Source organism: Eoetvoesiella sp., from assembly GCF_035555955.1.
In the GTDB taxonomy this organism is placed as follows: Bacteria; Pseudomonadota; Gammaproteobacteria; order Burkholderiales; family Burkholderiaceae_B; genus Eoetvoesia.
The window spans coordinates 71,656-88,514 of the sequence record NZ_DATMGA010000014.1 but is presented as its reverse complement, the minus strand read 5'-3'; the positions used below and the strand labels follow the sequence as shown (position 1 = coordinate 88,514).

Annotated in this window: 17 protein-coding genes; 10 read left to right on the top strand and 7 right to left on the bottom strand. The window is 65.2% G+C overall.

The window, feature by feature from the left end; all coding sequences use genetic code 11:
• Positions 1-180 precede the first annotated feature (180 nt).
• Complete coding sequence (locus VNT00_RS03775) at positions 181-528, bottom strand: AzlD domain-containing protein (RefSeq protein ID WP_325584674.1); 348 nt, start codon at positions 526-528, stop codon at positions 181-183.
• Entirely contained in the window at positions 525-1,211 is a 687-nt protein-coding gene (locus VNT00_RS03770; RefSeq protein ID WP_325584672.1) for an AzlC family ABC transporter permease, read from the bottom strand. Before VNT00_RS03770 ends, VNT00_RS03775 begins: the two co-directional genes overlap by 4 nt.
• A 227-nt stretch (positions 1,212-1,438) precedes the next feature.
• Here VNT00_RS03770 and VNT00_RS03765 point away from each other — a divergent pair, with 227 nt between their 5' ends.
• The 3 genes from VNT00_RS03765 (at position 1,439) to VNT00_RS03755 (ending at position 3,818) form a co-directional block, all read left to right on the top strand.
• A complete protein-coding gene (locus tag VNT00_RS03765) occupies positions 1,439-2,359 on the top strand; it encodes a branched-chain amino acid transaminase (RefSeq protein ID WP_325584670.1) in 921 nt (306 codons plus the stop codon).
• Between the two features lie 38 nt (positions 2,360-2,397).
• Entirely contained in the window at positions 2,398-2,610 is a 213-nt protein-coding gene (locus VNT00_RS03760) for a zinc-finger domain-containing protein (RefSeq protein ID WP_325584668.1), read from the top strand.
• A gap of 176 nt (positions 2,611-2,786) precedes the next feature.
• Positions 2,787-3,818, top strand: coding sequence for a YheT family hydrolase (locus VNT00_RS03755; protein WP_325584666.1), 1,032 nt, complete (start codon positions 2,787-2,789; stop codon positions 3,816-3,818).
• Between the two features lie 93 nt (positions 3,819-3,911).
• Here the strand turns inward: VNT00_RS03755 and VNT00_RS03750 are convergent, their stop codons facing one another.
• From VNT00_RS03750 to VNT00_RS03740, 3 genes are all read right to left on the bottom strand, one after another.
• Positions 3,912-5,408 (bottom strand): M48 family metalloprotease, encoded by a 1,497-nt coding sequence (locus tag VNT00_RS03750; protein ID WP_325584664.1) that lies wholly within the window; start codon positions 5,406-5,408, stop codon positions 3,912-3,914.
• An 11-nt stretch (positions 5,409-5,419) separates the two neighbouring features.
• Positions 5,420-6,283, bottom strand: a complete 864-nt coding sequence (locus VNT00_RS03745; protein ID WP_325584662.1) for a cytochrome c oxidase assembly protein — start codon at positions 6,281-6,283, stop codon at positions 5,420-5,422.
• A 142-nt stretch (positions 6,284-6,425) separates the two neighbouring features.
• Positions 6,426-6,911, bottom strand: coding sequence for a hypothetical protein (locus tag VNT00_RS03740; RefSeq protein ID WP_325584660.1), 486 nt, complete (start codon positions 6,909-6,911; stop codon positions 6,426-6,428).
• 146 nt (positions 6,912-7,057) lie between these two features.
• Here VNT00_RS03740 and VNT00_RS03735 point away from each other — a divergent pair, with 146 nt between their 5' ends.
• The 7 genes from VNT00_RS03735 to ruvB all read left to right on the top strand — a co-directional run bounded on the left by VNT00_RS03735 (position 7,058) and on the right by ruvB (position 13,565).
• Positions 7,058-8,230: an FAD-dependent monooxygenase gene (locus VNT00_RS03735; RefSeq protein WP_325584658.1), complete on the top strand. Its 1,173-nt coding sequence runs from the start codon at positions 7,058-7,060 to the stop codon at positions 8,228-8,230.
• Positions 8,231-8,363: 133 nt separating this feature from the next.
• Complete coding sequence (dusB, locus tag VNT00_RS03730) at positions 8,364-9,383, top strand: tRNA dihydrouridine synthase DusB (RefSeq protein ID WP_325584656.1); 1,020 nt, start codon at positions 8,364-8,366, stop codon at positions 9,381-9,383.
• 51 nt (positions 9,384-9,434) lie between these two features.
• Positions 9,435-9,674, top strand: coding sequence for a helix-turn-helix domain-containing protein (locus VNT00_RS03725; protein WP_325584654.1), 240 nt, complete (start codon positions 9,435-9,437; stop codon positions 9,672-9,674).
• A 26-nt stretch (positions 9,675-9,700) separates the two neighbouring features.
• Positions 9,701-11,296, top strand: a complete 1,596-nt coding sequence (gene purH, locus VNT00_RS03720; protein WP_325584652.1) for a bifunctional phosphoribosylaminoimidazolecarboxamide formyltransferase/IMP cyclohydrolase — start codon at positions 9,701-9,703, stop codon at positions 11,294-11,296.
• Positions 11,297-11,302: 6 nt separating this feature from the next.
• On the top strand, positions 11,303-11,848 hold the full coding sequence (gene ruvC / locus VNT00_RS03715) for a crossover junction endodeoxyribonuclease RuvC (protein WP_325584650.1): 546 nt from the start codon (positions 11,303-11,305) through the stop codon (positions 11,846-11,848).
• Between the two features lie 30 nt (positions 11,849-11,878).
• Positions 11,879-12,454 carry a Holliday junction branch migration protein RuvA gene (gene ruvA, locus VNT00_RS03710; protein ID WP_325584648.1) on the top strand — a complete coding sequence of 192 codons (576 nt, stop codon included), beginning with the start codon at positions 11,879-11,881 and terminating at the stop codon, positions 12,452-12,454.
• A gap of 43 nt (positions 12,455-12,497) precedes the next feature.
• Positions 12,498-13,565 (top strand): Holliday junction branch migration DNA helicase RuvB, encoded by a 1,068-nt coding sequence (gene ruvB, locus VNT00_RS03705; RefSeq protein ID WP_325584646.1) that lies wholly within the window; start codon positions 12,498-12,500, stop codon positions 13,563-13,565.
• A 61-nt stretch (positions 13,566-13,626) separates the two neighbouring features.
• Here the strand turns inward: ruvB and recQ are convergent, their stop codons facing one another.
• Together recQ and VNT00_RS03695 are read right to left on the bottom strand one after the other, a co-directional pair.
• Positions 13,627-15,462, bottom strand: a complete 1,836-nt coding sequence (gene recQ / locus VNT00_RS03700) for a DNA helicase RecQ (RefSeq protein WP_325584644.1) — start codon at positions 15,460-15,462, stop codon at positions 13,627-13,629.
• A gap of 170 nt (positions 15,463-15,632) precedes the next feature.
• Positions 15,633-16,802, bottom strand: coding sequence for a fimbria/pilus outer membrane usher protein (locus VNT00_RS03695; protein WP_325584642.1), 1,170 nt, complete (start codon positions 16,800-16,802; stop codon positions 15,633-15,635).
• Between the last annotated feature and the right edge of the window lie 57 nt (positions 16,803-16,859).

Sequence of the window (16,859 nt, the reverse complement as noted above, 5' to 3'; positions counted from 1 at the left end):
ATAATCGGCCATCCGGGCAAGCCCTTAGTGTCGTTAATTTTCCACGAATGCCGCGTCAGCGGCGCAGCGTGGGGGCATTCTTTTGCCGCCGGGCCGTCCCAAGGCAAAAGCGCCCCCATGGGGGGCAGCAAGCCGCGCTAGCGGCGCAGCGTGGGGGCCTTTCATCTCCCGCCCGCCTGTTCAGCCCAGGAGCCACGCCGCCGCGTTCAGTATCCAGTAGGCAATCATGCCGCCGACGATGACGAGAATGCTGTTGCGGGTACGCCAGAACATCATGACGGCCACTATGGCGGCCAGAACCGGAATGCCGACGAATGCGGCCAACCCGCCCTCCCAGGGCAACAATTCAGGCACCACGATGCCGGTCAGGGCCGCCGCCGGAGCGTAGCGCAGGGCGCGCCGCACGCCATCGGGCAAAGGCAGGTGGTCGCCGAACACGAAATAGCCGGCCCGCGTCAGAACGCTGACCAGCAGCAACAAGCCGGTGGCGGCCAGCACATACCAGTAGGAGTCCATGCCGCTACTCATCGCGCCGCCTTCTTCGAGTGAAAGTACTCGGCCGCCACGCCCGAGACGATGCCGCTCACGACCGCCGCGGCCAGCCCAAGGCGCAACGGCAGGGGCTGGCCCAGCCACGCCACGGCGCCGGCCACCAGCACGCACACGGCCATGGGCCGGGACGTCACCAGGGGCAGCGTGATGATCATGAGCGCCAGCGTGGCGGCGAAATCCAGCCCCCAGGTATCGGGCACGATCCCCCCCACGTAGATGCCCAGCAGTGACAGCGCCTGCCACGAGAACCAGCCGGGAACGATGACGCCCAGGTAATACCAGAGCTGCTCGGAAGTCCCCTTCTTGTGGGTATCGTCGCCATAGCGCGTCATGAACAGCACGAAGGAAATATCGCTGCACCAGAACCCCAGCGCCAGGCGCTTGCCCCAAGGATAGTGGCGGAAATACGGCTGCAGCGCGGCGCCGAAGATGACGAAGCGGATGTTCACCACCGCGCCGGCGGCGAAAATCAGCCACAAGGGCGCGCCGGCCACCATCAGGGGCAGGGCCGTAAGCTGGGCCGAGCCGGCATAGACCAGCAAGGTCATCAACGAGGCCATGCCCTCGGTCATGCCGGCCTTGACCATAGCGATGCCGGTCACGAAGGCCCAGATGCTCGTGGCAATGAGCGCCGGCGTCACCTCGCGCAGGCCGGTCATGAAGCTTTGCCTGGCTTTGGAGCCAGGCGCAGGCAGGAAGGAAGCGAACCGCGCCGGCAACGAAAACACCCCACGAATTGAGAAATGGAATCCAGCGCGTCCAATTACGGCCGGCAAAGGCATGCTGCACGGTGCCGCGGCGCAAAATCCGCCACGGCACGATCGGCTATTGCTATTGTATAGGCCCGCCGCTTGCTACAATGACGGCTTCTTTTTGGGAGAGCATTATGTCGATGTCCGATCGGGATGGTTTTATCTGGTATGACGGTGAACTGGTTCCCTGGCGCAATGCCACGACCCACGTTCTTACCCACTCCTTGCACTACGGCCTGGCCGTTTTCGAAGGGGTGCGCGCCTACAACACCGAACTGGGCACCGCCATATTCCGCCTCGAGGACCACACCAACCGGCTCTTCAATTCGGCGCACATCTACCAAATGCAAATCCCGTACGACCGCGAAACCATCATGCAGGCACAGTGCGAGGCCGTGCGCAAGAACGGCCTGGAATCCTGCTACATACGTCCCCTGGCCTTCTACGGCTCGGAAAAAATGGGGGTCTCCCCCAAGGGCGCCAAGGTGCACGTGGCCATCGCCGCCTGGTCGTGGGGCGCCTATTTGGGCGAAGAAGCCCTGAAACAGGGCATACGGGTAAAAATAGCCTCTTATGCGCGCCAGCACGTGAACGTCACCATGCCACGCGCCAAAGTGGCCAGCACCTATGCCAACTCCATCCTGGCCAACGCCGAGGCGCTCGACCACGGCTACGACGAAGCCATCCTGCTGGACACCGACGGCTTCGTTGCCGAAGGGTCGGGCGAAAACATCTTCATCGTCAAGGACGGCGTGCTGCATGAGCCCGAAATCGCCTCCGCGCTGACCGGCATCACGCGCAGTTCGCTGCACGCGATTGCCGCCGACCTGGGCATCAAGGTCATTACCCGGCGCCTTACCCGCGACGATCTGTACATCGCCGACGAAGCCTTCTTCACGGGCACCGCCGCCGAGGTCACGCCCATCCGCGAAATCGACCGGCGCGTCATCGGCCAGGGCAGCCGCGGCCCCGTTACCGAAAAACTGCAAAAAGCGTTTTTCGATGTGGTCAATGGCCGCAACGCCAAATACCATCACTGGCTGACCAAGGTCTGAGCCCCGGCTACAACATCTCTTTACCAGCAGGAACCGCCATGAGCCGTGCAGAACACACTCACTCCCCCCACGACGACGTCATCTTCGTCGAAGCCGCCGACCTGCCCGTCTATTGCCCGGGCCCCAAGGCGCCGCTCTGGTCCATGCACCCCAGGGTCTACATCGAGGTGGTCAAGACCGGCCGCGCGTCGTGCCCCTACTGCAGCGCCACCTACCAGCTCAAGGATGGCGAGCACGTGCATGGCCACTGAGCCGGGCTTCGGTTCGCCAGCAAGCATCAGACCCTGATCGCCGCCTCCGGCGGGCAAGCCACCCAATGCCCGCCCCTTTCCTTTCGCCGCCTTTTCCATAACATCGCCAACGGCCTGTGACCGCCCAGATAGACTCCTCCGCCTGCCCCCAGCCATTCTGGCTGCCCGGACGCCATATGCAGACCATCTACGGCGCATTGGCGGCACGCTATCACCGGATCTCATTCGTTCGCGAGCGCGTCAACACCCCCGACGGCGATTTCATCGATTTCGACTGGGCCGCGCCCGGACTGTTTTCCGACAAGACGGCGGGCAACACGCCGGCAAGCCCCGACCCCGGGCTTGCCCCCACGGCCGCGCGGCGCTGGATGCAGGACTCCGACTGGGCCGGCATTCCGGACACGCCGAACACCCCCGCCCTCATCCTGTTCCACGGGCTCGAGGGCAGCAGCAAAAGCCATTACGCGCAAGCCATCGCCCAGTATTTCCGGGCGCGCGGCTGGATCGTGGTGGTGGCGCATTTTCGCAGTTGCTCGGGCTTCATGAACCGGATGGCGCGGGCATACTATTCGGGCGACTCGGAAGACATCGGCTTCATGTTCAGTACGGCCATGGCACGCGTCCCGCACGCCAAATGGCACGCGGCGGGAGTCTCCATGGGCGGCAACGCCATGCTCAAGTACCTGGGCGAACGCCCCGAAATGGCCGGCAGGCTGGCTTCGTGCGCCGCCATATCGGTGCCGTTGGATCTGGCCGCCTCGGGAAGCAGCCTGTCCGACACCTTCGCGGGCCGCTATTTTTACACCCGCTACTTTCTTAAAAGCATGAAGCACAAGGTGTACGAAAAAGCCAGACGTTTTCCCGGCACGGTGGACATCTACAAGCTGGGCCATGTCCGCACCCTGCGCGACTTCGACGACATGTATACCGCACCCATGCACGGCTACAAGAACGCGCTGGACTACTGGACACGCGCCTCCAGCAAGCCCTGGCTCAAAGAGTTGATGATTCCCGCCCTGGTGCTCAACGCGCGCAACGACCCGTTCGTGCCCGAACCCTCGCTGCCCGGCACCGCCGACTGCTCCGATCATGTGCTGCTGCACCAGCCCGCCGAGGGGGGACACGCCGGCTTCGTGACCGGCTCGTTCCCGGGCTATCTGGGCTGGCTGCCCGCCCGCCTGGCCCGTTACTTCGAAACGCGGCTTTGACGGCCCCGAGCGGGCGCAGGCCTTGCTGCATTCCACCTTCCGGACTGCACGCCTGTTGCCTCGCGGCACGCTCCGGCAAAAAGCCGGAAGCCTTTACTTGAATCGTTCAAGCAGCTCGCGGTCGGACTTCAATTTTTGCTTGAGAGTGCGTATTTGCACGTCCAGCTCGGACTGCGTGTAGAAGTCCTTGCTCATCGACCTGGCCTGCGTCAGCAGTTCGACGGCGGTGGGCAGCGCGCCGACCTTGACGTAGTAGTCGGCCATGGCGCGGCGCGCCTCGACCTGCTGGCCCAGATTTTCGTAGCTTTGCGCCAGCAATTGATTGAAGCGGGGCTGGTCGGGCCATTGCGCGGCGCGCGCCTTGATGAACGGCACGGCCTCTTTGTCATGACCGGTCTTGTGCATGGCCTCGACCATGGCAAGCGCCACGCCCTGGTTTCCGGGCCAGCGCGCCCAGGCCTTGCGGGCTTCGTCGTAGGCCGAGTCCGCCTGGCCCCGGTCGATCTGCAGCAATACATCGAGACTGGAGATTTCAGGGGAATTGACGCCGTCCTTGCGGGCATTGTTCAAGGCCGATTGGGCCGTCGCCCAATCCTTCTCGGTCCAGGCGGCATAGGCCTGGCCGTACCAGGCCGCCGATCGGGCGACGGCCGAGCCGTCGCGGATCTCTTGCTTGAAGAAACCGGCCATGCTGCGCTGCAGGCCCGGATCGCGCGACTGCAGCGCGCGCAGCTTGGCGCGCACATACCAGTAGGAATCGCTGTCATGATGATGGACGGCGGGGATTTCGCGGATCCGGTTCTGGATATCCGACAAGCGCTGGATGGACAAAGGGTGGGTGCTGGCGAAAGAGCCTCCGCCCGCCCCTTCATTGAGCCGCGAGGCATTCATCAACTGGCTGAACATTTCGGCCATGCCGTTGGGGTCGAAGCCCGCCTTGCGCAGCATGTCGAACCCCACACGATCGGCTTCCTGCTCGGCCTGCCTGGAAAAGCCCAGTTGCCGGTCGACGGCGGCCGCCTGGCCGAAGGCCGCCACGCCCATGGCCAGGTCGCCGCTGCCGGCCAGCGCGGCCAGCAGGGCCGCCGCCACCGAGGCGATCATGATGTGACCTGTTTGCGACTGCTGCGTCATGCCGCGCGCAATATGGCGCTGCAGGATATGCCCAATTTCGTGCGCCACCACCGAAGCCAGTTCGGACTCGTCCTTGGAGGACACCACCAGGCCGCTATTGACGCCGATATAGCCGCCCGGCAGGGCGAAGGCGTTGATCTGGGGATCGCGCACGGCAAAGACGGTAATGGGCTGCGACGGCCCCGGCGCGGGCGCGGCCGCCGCCAGCTTGCGGCCCAGCGCGGTCAGGTATTGGTTGACGTCGGGATCGTTGATGTAGGTGGGGTCGCGCCGGCCCTGTTCCATGATGGCCTCGCCCAGCGTGTGCTCGAGCGACGGGGAAAGCTCGGCGCCCGACGCCGCCCCCATGCTGGGAATGCCCATGGGCTGGGCATGGGCCGCGCCCAGCCCGAACGCCATCGCCGCCAGCGTAGCGCGCAGCGCAGCCGCCGGCATCCATGCGATACGACGCCGCATGCCGGCCACGGCTATGCTCCCGCTGCCGCGGCCTGACCCTTGGCCTGGGCGTGCAAGGTTTTTTGGGGCAAGCGCCCCTTGCCCGACAGGCGCATCAGGGTAGCCAGCGCGAACAGCAAGCCGAACACTTCGATGAAGCCGGCCAGTACCCACATGGTAAGGCCGCCTATGGACTGGTCGGTGACCGCGGACATGCCGGGTATGGCCCGGCCGCACAAATCGAAGACGGGGTAGATGTCGTGCTCGGTGAACGTGATGATGGCTCCAACCACCATTTGCGGCACCATCGTGATGACCGGCGAGATGATCCGCGCCCCCGGCGCCATGACCGCGGGCGGACTGGGACGACGGTCGAGGATGAGGTTCCAGTACATGAAGCCGCTGATCACCACAGACCAGTTCATCAAACGGTACAGGCGCCAGTCGAGCATGGAATAGAACTGCACGCTGGGAACCAGCCACACCAGCACCAGGAACACGAACAGGAAAGGCACCAGGAACTTGTTGGTCAACACCCCGGTTGCCAAACGGCCGGCGGGGCTGGCGCAAAACCGGCGCAGCCAGCGCCTTGCCTCGACCGGCAGCCCGGCGCGCAGCACCTGCCCCGAGTAAGCGCCCATGATAAGCAACGGCCCAAGATGGTGCAGCACCAGATGCTGGATGCGATGAGCGAAGAACAGGCGCTCGGCATAATAGTCGACGCGGGTGTGCAGGGACAGGTATAAAAAGATAAACCCCGTCCAGAACAGCGCCTGGCGCGCAACGCCGACGCGATGCACCCGGGTGCCGCGCAGGAACAACGCGCCGGCCACGACGAACATCAACACCAAGGATGGAGAAAATTCCCAGGGTGTTAGCCAGCCGATCAAATCCATTGGTACGAATCCAGAAAAAGCAGATTAGGCAGATTGCAGCTAGTTTAAAACAATACCCCGAACACCGCCGCCCGCGCGCCGGGTGCTTGCCTCTCGAGGGGAAATTGCCCCGCCGCCCCGGCGGTTTGACGCCATGCAGGTCTTAAAGGACGAAGCCATCCAGCCAGCCCATGGCTATGTAGATATGCATGATCGCCAGCGAAATGCCGAAGATGACGACCGCCGACCCCACCAGCGTCACCAGGATGGCGACCAGGATCGGCCCCCAACGCGTCGCCGTGCGCCGCCCCGATCCAGGGTTGTAGCGGGCATCGAACTTCTCGTCCGGCTTGAGGGAGAAGATCAGCGACTCGATGAAGCCCTCGGTAAGAGGAATGAAAAGCAGCAGGAACGGCGGGTTGTCCCACCACACCGGAGAACGTGCCGCCAGGACGATGAGCACGCAGGACACCGCCGTGAACAGCCAGGCCCAGCGGCGCCGCAAATACCACCAATGGCCACCCACCACACCCAGCAATGCCGCCAGCACGGCCACGGCGAGCTTGCCCCGATGCGGGACAGGCCCGCCCTGCGTGGCCGCCTCGGCACCCAGGGCCGTCGCGCCCGCCGAAATATCCGTAGAGTTCATGAGGAATGCTTCTATGAAGAAATACCGCAATCGTGAAAAAACCGGGCCGCAGTGCGGCGGCGGAGCCGTTCGCGCTTGCCGCGAGGCGCGCGGTGCCGCGCCAAAAAACCTACAATTGCAAGCATTGTAGTTGAGCGGGCCAATCCATGGATAATCCAGAATTCGATATTGCCATAACCGGGGCCGGCCCCGTGGGGAGCGCCCTGGCCCTGTTGCTGGCGCGCCATGCCCCCGACCCGGGGCGAATAGCGCTTATCGGCAAGCATTTCCAGGACGATACCGAGGCCGGCGGCCTCCCCGTGCCCGACAACTCGCCCGACCCGCGTTCCCTGGCGATGAATCATGGCAGCCGCATGCTGCTGGAACAATTGAACGCCTGGCCGAACAAGGCGGCCAGCATCGAAACCGTGCACGTCTCGCAGCGCGGCCGCCTGGGCCGCACGCTGATCCGCCACGACGAGATGGGCGTACCGCGCCTGGGCAGCGTCGTCGCCTACCCCGATCTTGTCGCCGTGTTGCATGAAGCGCTCGCCGCCAGCGGCGTCACACTTATCGAAGCGCCGTATGTGCGCACCCTGGCCGCCAGGCAGGCTCACCTGAACGCCGCGGGGCGGGACATCGTCAGCGCGCTGGCGGTGCAGGCCGACGGCCACCAGCCCGACGGACTGCAGCGAGAATACAACCAGCATGCCGTCCTTGCCACGGTGCGCGCCAGCCAGCCCATGGCGCGCTGGGCCTACGAGCGCTTTACCGACCAGGGGCCCCTGGCCCTGCTGCCGCACCCCCAGGGCGGCGATCTGTACGGCGTGGTCTGGTGCTGCGCGCCGGATCATGCCGAAGCGCTGCGCCGCCTGGACGATGCCGCATTCAGCGCGGCGCTTACCGCCACGTTCGGCGATCGGCTGGGCGCCCTTTCCAGCCTGGGCCTGCGCCATATTTTTCCGCTTTCGCTGCATGCCGGGCCGCTGCTGGTCAACGCCTGCACCATCGCCATCGGCAATGCCGCGCAAACCCTGCACCCCGTTGCCGGACAGGGGCTGAACCTCGGGCTGCGCGACGCCGTCCAATTGTCGCAAGCCCTGGCGCCATGGCTATGCCGGCCCCGGCAGGACCCCCGGCCGGTACTGGAGGACTTCGCCCGGCGCCGGCGGCACGACCGCTGGCTGACCGCCGGGGTCACCGATTTCCTTCCGCGTGTCTTTTCCACCCGCAACCTCCTGGTCGAGCATGCCAGCGGAGCCAGCCTGCTGGCCCTGGACCTGCTGCCGGCGCTGCGCAAGCCCTTGGCCCGCCACCTTCTGCAAGGACTACGCACGTAGGTTTGCCCCCACGCTGCGCCGCTCGCGCGGCTCGCTGCCCCCCAAGGGGGCCCTTTCGCCTTGGGACGGCCCGGCGGCGAAAGAGAATACCGCGTGGCCGGCACAACTTGTCGGGGGCGGTTAAAATCGCCGGATGCGCATCGGTTCCTGGCAACTCCCCAATCCCGTCTTCGTCGCCCCCATGGCCGGGGTGACCGACCGCCCGTACCGGCAGTTATGCAAGCGCCTGGGCGCGGGCTACGCGGTTTCGGAAATGGCCGCCAGCAACCCCCAGCTATGGAATAGCGTCAAGACCTCGCGCCGGCTCGACCACTCCGGCGAAATCGACCCCATCGCCGTGCAGATCGCCGGAGCCGACCCGGACATGATGGCCGAGGCCGCGGTCTTCAACATCGAGAAGGGCGCCCGCATCATCGACATCAACATGGGCTGCCCGGTAAAAAAGGTGTGCAATGTCGCATCGGGCTCGGCGCTGCTGCGCGACGAGGACAAGATCGCAAGAATCCTGGCCCGCGTGGTGCAGGCCTGCCGCCCCTACGAGGTTCCCGTCACCCTCAAGACCCGCACGGGCTGGGATGCGCAATCGCGCAACGCCGTCCGCATCGCCACCCTGGCCGAAAGCCTGGGCATCGCCGCCCTGACCCTGCACGGCCGCACGCGCGCCGACCTGTACCAGGGCAAAGCCGAATACAATACGATCAAAGAGGTCAAGCAAGCCGTCGGCATACCCGTAATCGCCAATGGGGATATCGATAGTCCCGCAAAAGCTCAATACGTATTAAAGTACACGGGGGCCGACGCCGTCATGATCGGCCGGGCCGCGCAGGGCCGCCCCTGGATATTCCGCGAGATCGCCCATTTCCTCGAAACAGGCACATACCTGGCTCCGCCCACCTACGGCGAGCTGCGTGTGCACCTGCTCGAGCACCTGGAAGATCACTACCGTTTCTACGGCGAATTCACCGGCGTACGATCGGCGCGCAAGCATATTGGCTGGTACCTGGGCGGCCTGCCCGACAACAAAACGCTTATGGACTGCATCAACACGACAACCAGCACGGCGGACCAGACACGCGCCCTCGAGCAGTGGTTCGACCGCCACGCACCTTCGACGCCGGCCGGGCCGCAGGCTGCGCAAGCACTGGCTGCCTGAACATCCGTGCATTAAAGCTTAAAGCATTAGAAAAACCATCGAACACCCACTATGAGCAATACCAACCTTCTGGAACAGTCCGTACGCGACAACCTTGAGCGCTACTTCAACGACCTGGGCGACTCGCAGCCGCACGACATCCTTTCCATGGTCGTCCACTGCGTCGAGCGCCCCGTGCTGGAGGTCGCACTGGAAAAAGCCAAGGGCAACCAGTCCAAGGCCGCCGAAATGCTGGGCATCACCCGCAGCACCCTGCGCAAGAAGCTCCAGGCCCACAATATTCAACCCTGATTCCTTCCCTATCTTCCCACCACAACATGAAAACCCACACCGCTTTGCTTTCGGTTTCGGATAAAACCGGTATTGTCGAATTTGCCCAGGCGCTCGCCCAGCGCGGCGTACGCCTGCTGTCCACCGGAGGCACAGCCAAGCTGCTGGCCCAAGCCGGCCTGTCCGTCACCGAAGTCGCCGAGCACACCGGCTCGCCCGAAATCCTGGACGGCCGCGTCAAGACCCTGCACCCGCGCATCCACGGCGGCCTGCTGGCCCGCCGCGACAGCGCCGAACACCTGGCCACGCTGAAAGAACAAGCCATCGAACCCATCGACCTGCTGGTGGTCAACCTGTACCCCTTCCGCGAAACCGTCGCCAAGCCCGGCTGCACATTTGCCGATGCCGTCGAAAACATCGACATCGGCGGGCCGGCCATGCTGCGCGCCGCCGCCAAGAACCACGGCACGCCGGAAGGCGGCGTCACCTGCGTCATCGACCCGGCCGACTACCCGCGCGTGCTGGCCGATATGGACGGGCCCCTGGGCCAGCCCTCGTACGCCCTGCGCCTGGAACTGGCCACCAAGGTTTATGCGCACACGGCCGCCTACGACGGTGCCATTGCCGCCTACCTCAGCAGCCTGGCCACGGCCGAACCCCAGCAGGATGCTGTCCCGGAACGCTCGCCCTGGCCGCGCACCCTCACGGTGCAGGTGCAGCAGCACCAGGCTTTGCGCTACGGCGAAAACCCGCACCAGGCCGCCGCCTTCTATGTCGACCAGCCTCTGGGCGCCGGCCAACTGGGCAGCTACCGGCAACTGCAGGGCAAAGAGCTTTCCTACAACAACATCGCCGACGCCGATGCCGCCTGGGAATGCGCGCGCAGCTTCGACGTCTGCGCCTGCGTCATCGTCAAGCACGCCAACCCCTGCGGCGTGGCCGTGGGCGACACCCCGCTGCTGGCCTACCAGCAAGCCTTCAAGACCGACCCGACCTCGGCCTTCGGCGGCATCATCGCCTTCAACCGTCCGGTCGACGCCGCAACCGCCCAGGCCATCACATCGCAACAGTTCGTCGAGGTCTTGCTGGCTCCCGCCTATTCGCCCGAAGCCCTGGCCATTTTCACTGCCAAGAAAAACGTGCGCGTGCTCGAAATCCCTCCGGGCGAAGCCCACAACGCCTTCGACATCAAGCGCGTCGGCGGCGGGTGGCTGGTGCAGAATCCGGACGACCACCAGGTCGCGCCGGCCGACTTCAAGGTCGTCACCAAAAAAGCCCCCACCGAACAGCAAATGCGCGACCTCATGTTCGCCTGGAAGGTCGCCAAGTACGTCAAGTCCAATGCCATCATCTTCGTGGCCGACGGCATGACCGTCGGCGTGGGCGCGGGGCAAATGAGCCGCATCGACTCGGCGCGCATCGCCTCCATCAAGGCGGAGAACGCCGGGCTGAGCCTGGCCGGCTCGGCGGTGGCCTCCGACGCCTTCTTCCCCTTCCGCGACGGCCTGGACGTGGTTGCCGAAGCGGGCGCCGCCTGCGTCATCCAGCCGGGCGGCAGCATCCGCGACGACGAAGTCATAGCGGCCGCCAACGAGCGCGGCATCGCCATGGTCTTCACCGGCGCCCGGCACTTCAGGCACTAGGCGCCAATGCGTATCCTGGGAGTGGATCCGGGCTTGCGGCGCACTGGCTTCGGCGTCGTGGACGCCCAGGGCATGCGCCTGCAGTATGTCACCAGCGGCACCATCGTCGTGCCGTCCGACCTTCCCCTGGCCGAGCGCCTGAAAGTCATACTGGACAATATCCGCGAGGTCGTGGAAACGACTTCGCCCACGGTGTCCGCGCTGGAAAAAGTCTTCGTCAACGCCAACCCCAGCTCCACCCTGCTGCTGGGCCAGGCGCGCGGCGCCGCCATGTGCGCGCTGGCCGACAGCCGGCTGCAGGTTCACGAATACACAGCGCTGCAGATCAAGAAATCGGTGGTCGGCAACGGCCATGCGGCCAAAGAGCAGGTGCAGCGCATGGTGCAGCATTTGCTGAGCCTGGACGGCCTGCCCGCCGCCGACTCGGCCGACGCGCTGGCCTGCGCCATATGCCACGCGCACGTGGGCCCCATGGTCGACCGCCTGGCCCAACGCGGCCAATTGCCAGGCACCAAGAGCGTGCGCCTGCGCGGCGGACGCCTGACTCGTTAGGCCCTGTTAACACATATTAAGGACGTTCCGATGATAGGACGCATTACCGGCACCCTGCTGGAAAAAACGCCCCCGACCGTATGCATCGACGTCGGCGGCGTGGGCTATGAAATCGACGTGCCCATGAGCACGCTTTACAATCTGCCCGAAGCCGGCGCCAAGGCCACTCTGTTCACCCATCTTGCGGTGCGCGAAGACGCCCACATCCTGTACGGTTTTTCCACCGCCCAGGAACGCGCCACCTTCCGCGCCCTGATCAAGGTTACGGGCATCGGCGCGCGCACGGCGCTGGCCGTGCTGTCGGGCATGACGACCGAAGAGCTGGCCAGCGCGGTCACCCAGCAAGAAACCGGCCGCCTTACCCGCGTGCCCGGCATCGGCAAGAAGACGGCCGAACGGCTGCTGCTGGAACTGCGCGGCAAGCTCGGCGCCGACCTGGGCACGGCAAGCGGCGGCCCGCCCTCGGGCCGGGACGACATCCTGAACGCCCTGCTGTCGCTGGGCTATTCGCAAAGCGAGTCGCAGGCGGCTCTGAAAGGCCTGCCGGAAGGCGTCGAGGTGTCGGAAGGCATACGCCTGGCGCTGAAGTCCCTGTCGCGGGGTTGATGGTGTACGATTGCCCTAACGTTTCCTGCCGCAGCCGATAGCCATGGCCATACACTCCGACCCCCTGTCCAGCGTCGCCGCTGGCGCTTCCCGCCTTGTCGCCCCGCAAAGCATTTCGCCCAACGAGGACTCGGTGGAACGCGCCCTGCGTCCGCGCATGCTCGACGACTACGTCGGCCAGAACCGGGTGCGCGAGCAACTGGAAATCTTCATCGCCGCGGCGAAGATGCGCCAGGAATCGCTCGATCACGTTTTGCTGTTCGGCCCGCCGGGCCTGGGCAAGACCACGCTGGCCCATATCGTGGCGCACGAAATGGGCGTGCAATTGCGCCAGACCTCGGGCCCCGTCCTGGAGCGTCCGGGCGATCTGGCCGCCTTGCTGACCAATCTGGAAAAAAACGACGTCCTGTTCATCGATGAAATCCACCGCCTGTCGCCCGTGGTCGAGGAAATCCTCTACCCGGCGCTCGAGGACTTTCAAATCGACATCCTCATCGGTGAAGGCCCCGCCGCGCGCAGCGTCAAGATCGACCTGCAGCCGTTCACCCTGGTGGGCGCCACCACGCGCGCCGGCATGCTTACCAATCCGCTGCGCGACCGCTTCGGCATCGTGTCGCGGCTGGAGTTCTACAACACCGGCGACCTTACCCGCATCGTGACGCGCAGCGCGCATCTGCTCAATGTCGACATCACGCAGGACGGCGCCGCCGAAATCGCGCGCCGGGCTCGCGGCACGCCGCGCATCGCCAACCGCCTGCTGCGCCGCGTGCGCGACTATGCCGACGTCAAGAACAGCGGGGTCATCAACGTCGAGACCGCAAACGCCGCCCTGTCCATGCTGGAAGTCGACCCGCAGGGCCTGGACCTCATGGATCGCAAGCTGCTCGAAGCCATCGTCCACAAGTTCGACGGCGGCCCGGTTGGCGTGGACAGCCTGGCGGCCGCCATCGGCGAAGAGCGCGACACCATCGAAGACGTCATCGAGCCCTATCTCATCCAGCACGGCTATTTGCAGCGTACCCCGCGCGGACGCATGGCCACGCAAACCACCTGGCGCCACCTGGGCCTGTCCGCCCCCAAGGCCAGCGGCACAGGCGACCTTTTCGAATGACGCCCGATCCGCTTCGCCCCGTCCGGGGCTGTTCATTGCACGCTTTCGATCCGCAAAAACGCTAGCCCGCCAGCGCCATGCGCACGCAGCGCAGCAGATCCTCGCCGTAGGCTTCCAGCTTGCGCACGCCCACCCCGCTGATCATGCCCAGATCCTCGATGGATTGCGGGCAACGCTCGGCGACGTCGCGCAGCGTGGCGTCGTGGAAAATGACGTAGGCGGGAACGCCATGGCTTCGCGCCACCTCGGCCCGCCAGGCGCGCAAGGCTTCGAAACGCAGCTGGGCTTCGGGCGAGAGCACGACGTCGGCGGCCTTGCCGCGCGGCGAGCGGGACGCCGCGCGCGCCTTCTTTTCCGGCTCGCGGCGAAACATCAAGGTGGTTTCACCCCGCAGCACCGCGCGGCTGCCGTCGGTAAGGGCCAAAGTGCCATAGCCCTCGTGATCCACCGCCAACAGGCTTTGCGCCAGCAATTGCCGCAATACGCCCCGCCAGGCCTGCTCGGAAAGGTCGGCTCCGACGCCAAAGACGGTCAGGCTTTCGTGCCCGTACTGCTTGACGCGGTCGGTGAGCTTGCCGCGCAGGATGTCGATGAGATGGCCCGCGCCGTAGCGCTGCCCGCGTTCGCGCCACAAGCGATACACGGCGGAAAGAATCTTCTGCGCGGCCACCGTGCCGTCCCAGGCTTCGGGCGGCTCCAGGCAGGTGTCGCAATTGCCGCAAGGCTCGATGCTCTGGTCGAAATAGGCCAGCAGCCGCTGGCGCCGGCAGTTCACGGTTTCGCACAAGCCCAGCATGGCATCCAACTGCGTGCCCAGGCGCCGGCGGAACACGTCGTCGCCGGGGGACTCGTCGATCATGCGCCGCTGCTGCACGACATCCTGCAGCCCATAGGCCAGCCAGGCCGTCGCGGGTTCGCCGTCGCGGCCGGCTCGGCCGGTTTCCTGGTAATAGCCCTCGACCGATTTGGGCAGGTCGATATGCGCCACGAATCGCACGTCGGGCTTGTCGATGCCCATGCCGAAGGCAATCGTCGCCACCATGACCAGGCCGTCCTCACGTAGAAAGCGGGACTGGTTGGCCGCGCGCACGCTTGCGCTGAGCCCCGCGTGGTAAGGCAGAGCCTTGATGCCATGGCTGCACAGGAATGCCGCCGTGTCCTCGACCCGCGAACGCGACAGGCAATACACAATGCCGCAATCGCCCGTGTGTTCGGCCTGGACGAACTGCAACAATTGACGCTTGACGTCGTTTTTCTCGACGATGCGGTAGCAGATATTGGGACGGTCGAAGCTGGCCACGAAATGCCGGGCGTCCGTCAGGTTCAGGCGCTGCGCGATCTCGCGCCGCGTGACCGTGGTGGCCGTCGCGGTCAGCGCAATGCGCGGCACCTGCGGCCAGCGTTCGGAAAGTATGGAAAGCTCCAGGTATTCCGGGCGAAAATCGTGGCCCCACTGCGATACGCAGTGCGCCTCGTCGATGGCGAAGAGGGCGATATTGCCTTGCGAAAGCATGTCCAGGCAGCGGTCGGCAAGCAGGCGCTCGGGCGCCACGTACAGCAAATCCAGTTGGCCGGCCAGAAAGGCTTGCTCCACCTCGCGCGCCGTGCGCCAGTCCTGGGTGGAGTTGAGGAAGGCGGCGCGCACGCCAAGCTCGAGCAAGGCGTCGACCTGATCCTGCATCAGGGCGATGAGCGGCGAAACCACCACGCCGCAGCCTTTTCGGGCCAGAGCGGGTATCTGGTAGCACAAAGACTTGCCGCCGCCCGTGGGCATCAGCACCAGGGCATCCCCCCCGTGCACCAGATGTTCGATGATGGCATGCTGATCGCCGCGAAACGAATCGTAGCCAAAAACCTGCTGCAGAATATCAAGAGGGGAAGTCGAGGATGAGGGCATTCGGCAAACGTAAATAAACGGGCCACCACGGCAAAGCCCGCGCATACCCTGAAAACTCAAAGGGCCATTTTAGCCCCTTGGCTGCCCGTATCAAGCCGGCGCGCCCATAACGTTCGAAGCCGGCGCCAACCCAGCAAAAGGCGTCCGTACGCCCCTGGCTACGAACTCAACTAGAACACCGGGACGGCGAAGTTCACGCCCACGTCGTAGTCGCCGGTGATCAATTCGCGGTCGGCCTTCAGCGAGACCCGCAGATTGGGGCTGTACCAGAACTGCTGGGTCAGGCCGAACTGGCGCTTGAGGTAGCCCGTCGCCGAGGACACCTGCTCGAACGAGCCGTTCAAATCGCCCCAGCGTCCCAGCTTCAGGGTGGCCGACCAGCGATGGCGGTTGCGTCCCGCATCGAGCGACGCATCGCGATAGCTGGCCAGGTCGGAAAAGCCGTTGCTGCTTTCATCGTGAACCCAGCCCAGGCTCAGCGAGTCCAGCACGTCGGCCCGATAGCCGACACGATAGCGCCAGCCGTCGTTCAGGTCGCGCGACGCCTTGGCCACCGCCAGTTGCCAGGCGCCCCAGCCCCGCGTCGCATACTTGCCGCCGATGCCGCTTACGGCCAGGCCCTGCGTCCATTGGGTTTGCGTCTCCAGCGACAACCGTTGGCTCACGCCGTATTGCAGCACGCCCTCGCCGGCCCGGGGCCCGTATGTGAGCCCTCCCGGCTTGCCGGGGTCGCCCGAGTAATCCAGGGCGCCTATGCGGACGGAATATTGCCAACTGCCCTCCTTGGCGCTGCCCAGGCTGGACTGAGTGAGCGCGACGCCGCCCAGGCGGGCCTTGTCGTCCAGCACCGAGCCGTTTGACCAGTCGTTGCCCAGCACCAGGTTGGTGCCGTCGGAACGCGAGTAGCGCCAGTTGTCGGCGCCCAGCGTCCAGGTGTCCGTCTTGCCCGCCCCCATGATCGATACCTGCCTGGAGGCGCCAGACGCGCCCTGAGGCTGGATACCGGTCTTGCCGGCGCCGGCCCGCAGCAAGGACGACGACAAGTTGCGCGAGTAAGCGGGATCGATCTGCAGGATCGCCTCGGGCGGCGGCAACAAGGACTTGCCGGTTCCCGGGGCATCGACTTCGTCCGAAACCTCGACAGGCAAAAGCGCAGGCAGGGGCTCCGGCGGATCGAGACTGATCTGGGTGACGGCGTGCGGCTGGGCGGGCGCGAGCTCCTGCAAGGCGGAGCTGAAGGAAGCGTCCTGATCCGGCGCGGCATAGCGCTGCGCCTGCGCAACGCCGCCGGCCAGGACAGCGGCCACGCAAAAACACATGGAACGAAAAGGCAAAGACATAGACACGACTAACTTTTGAAGCAATCGGCCTTCGGCGCGGGCTGCGCCGGAAAGCCA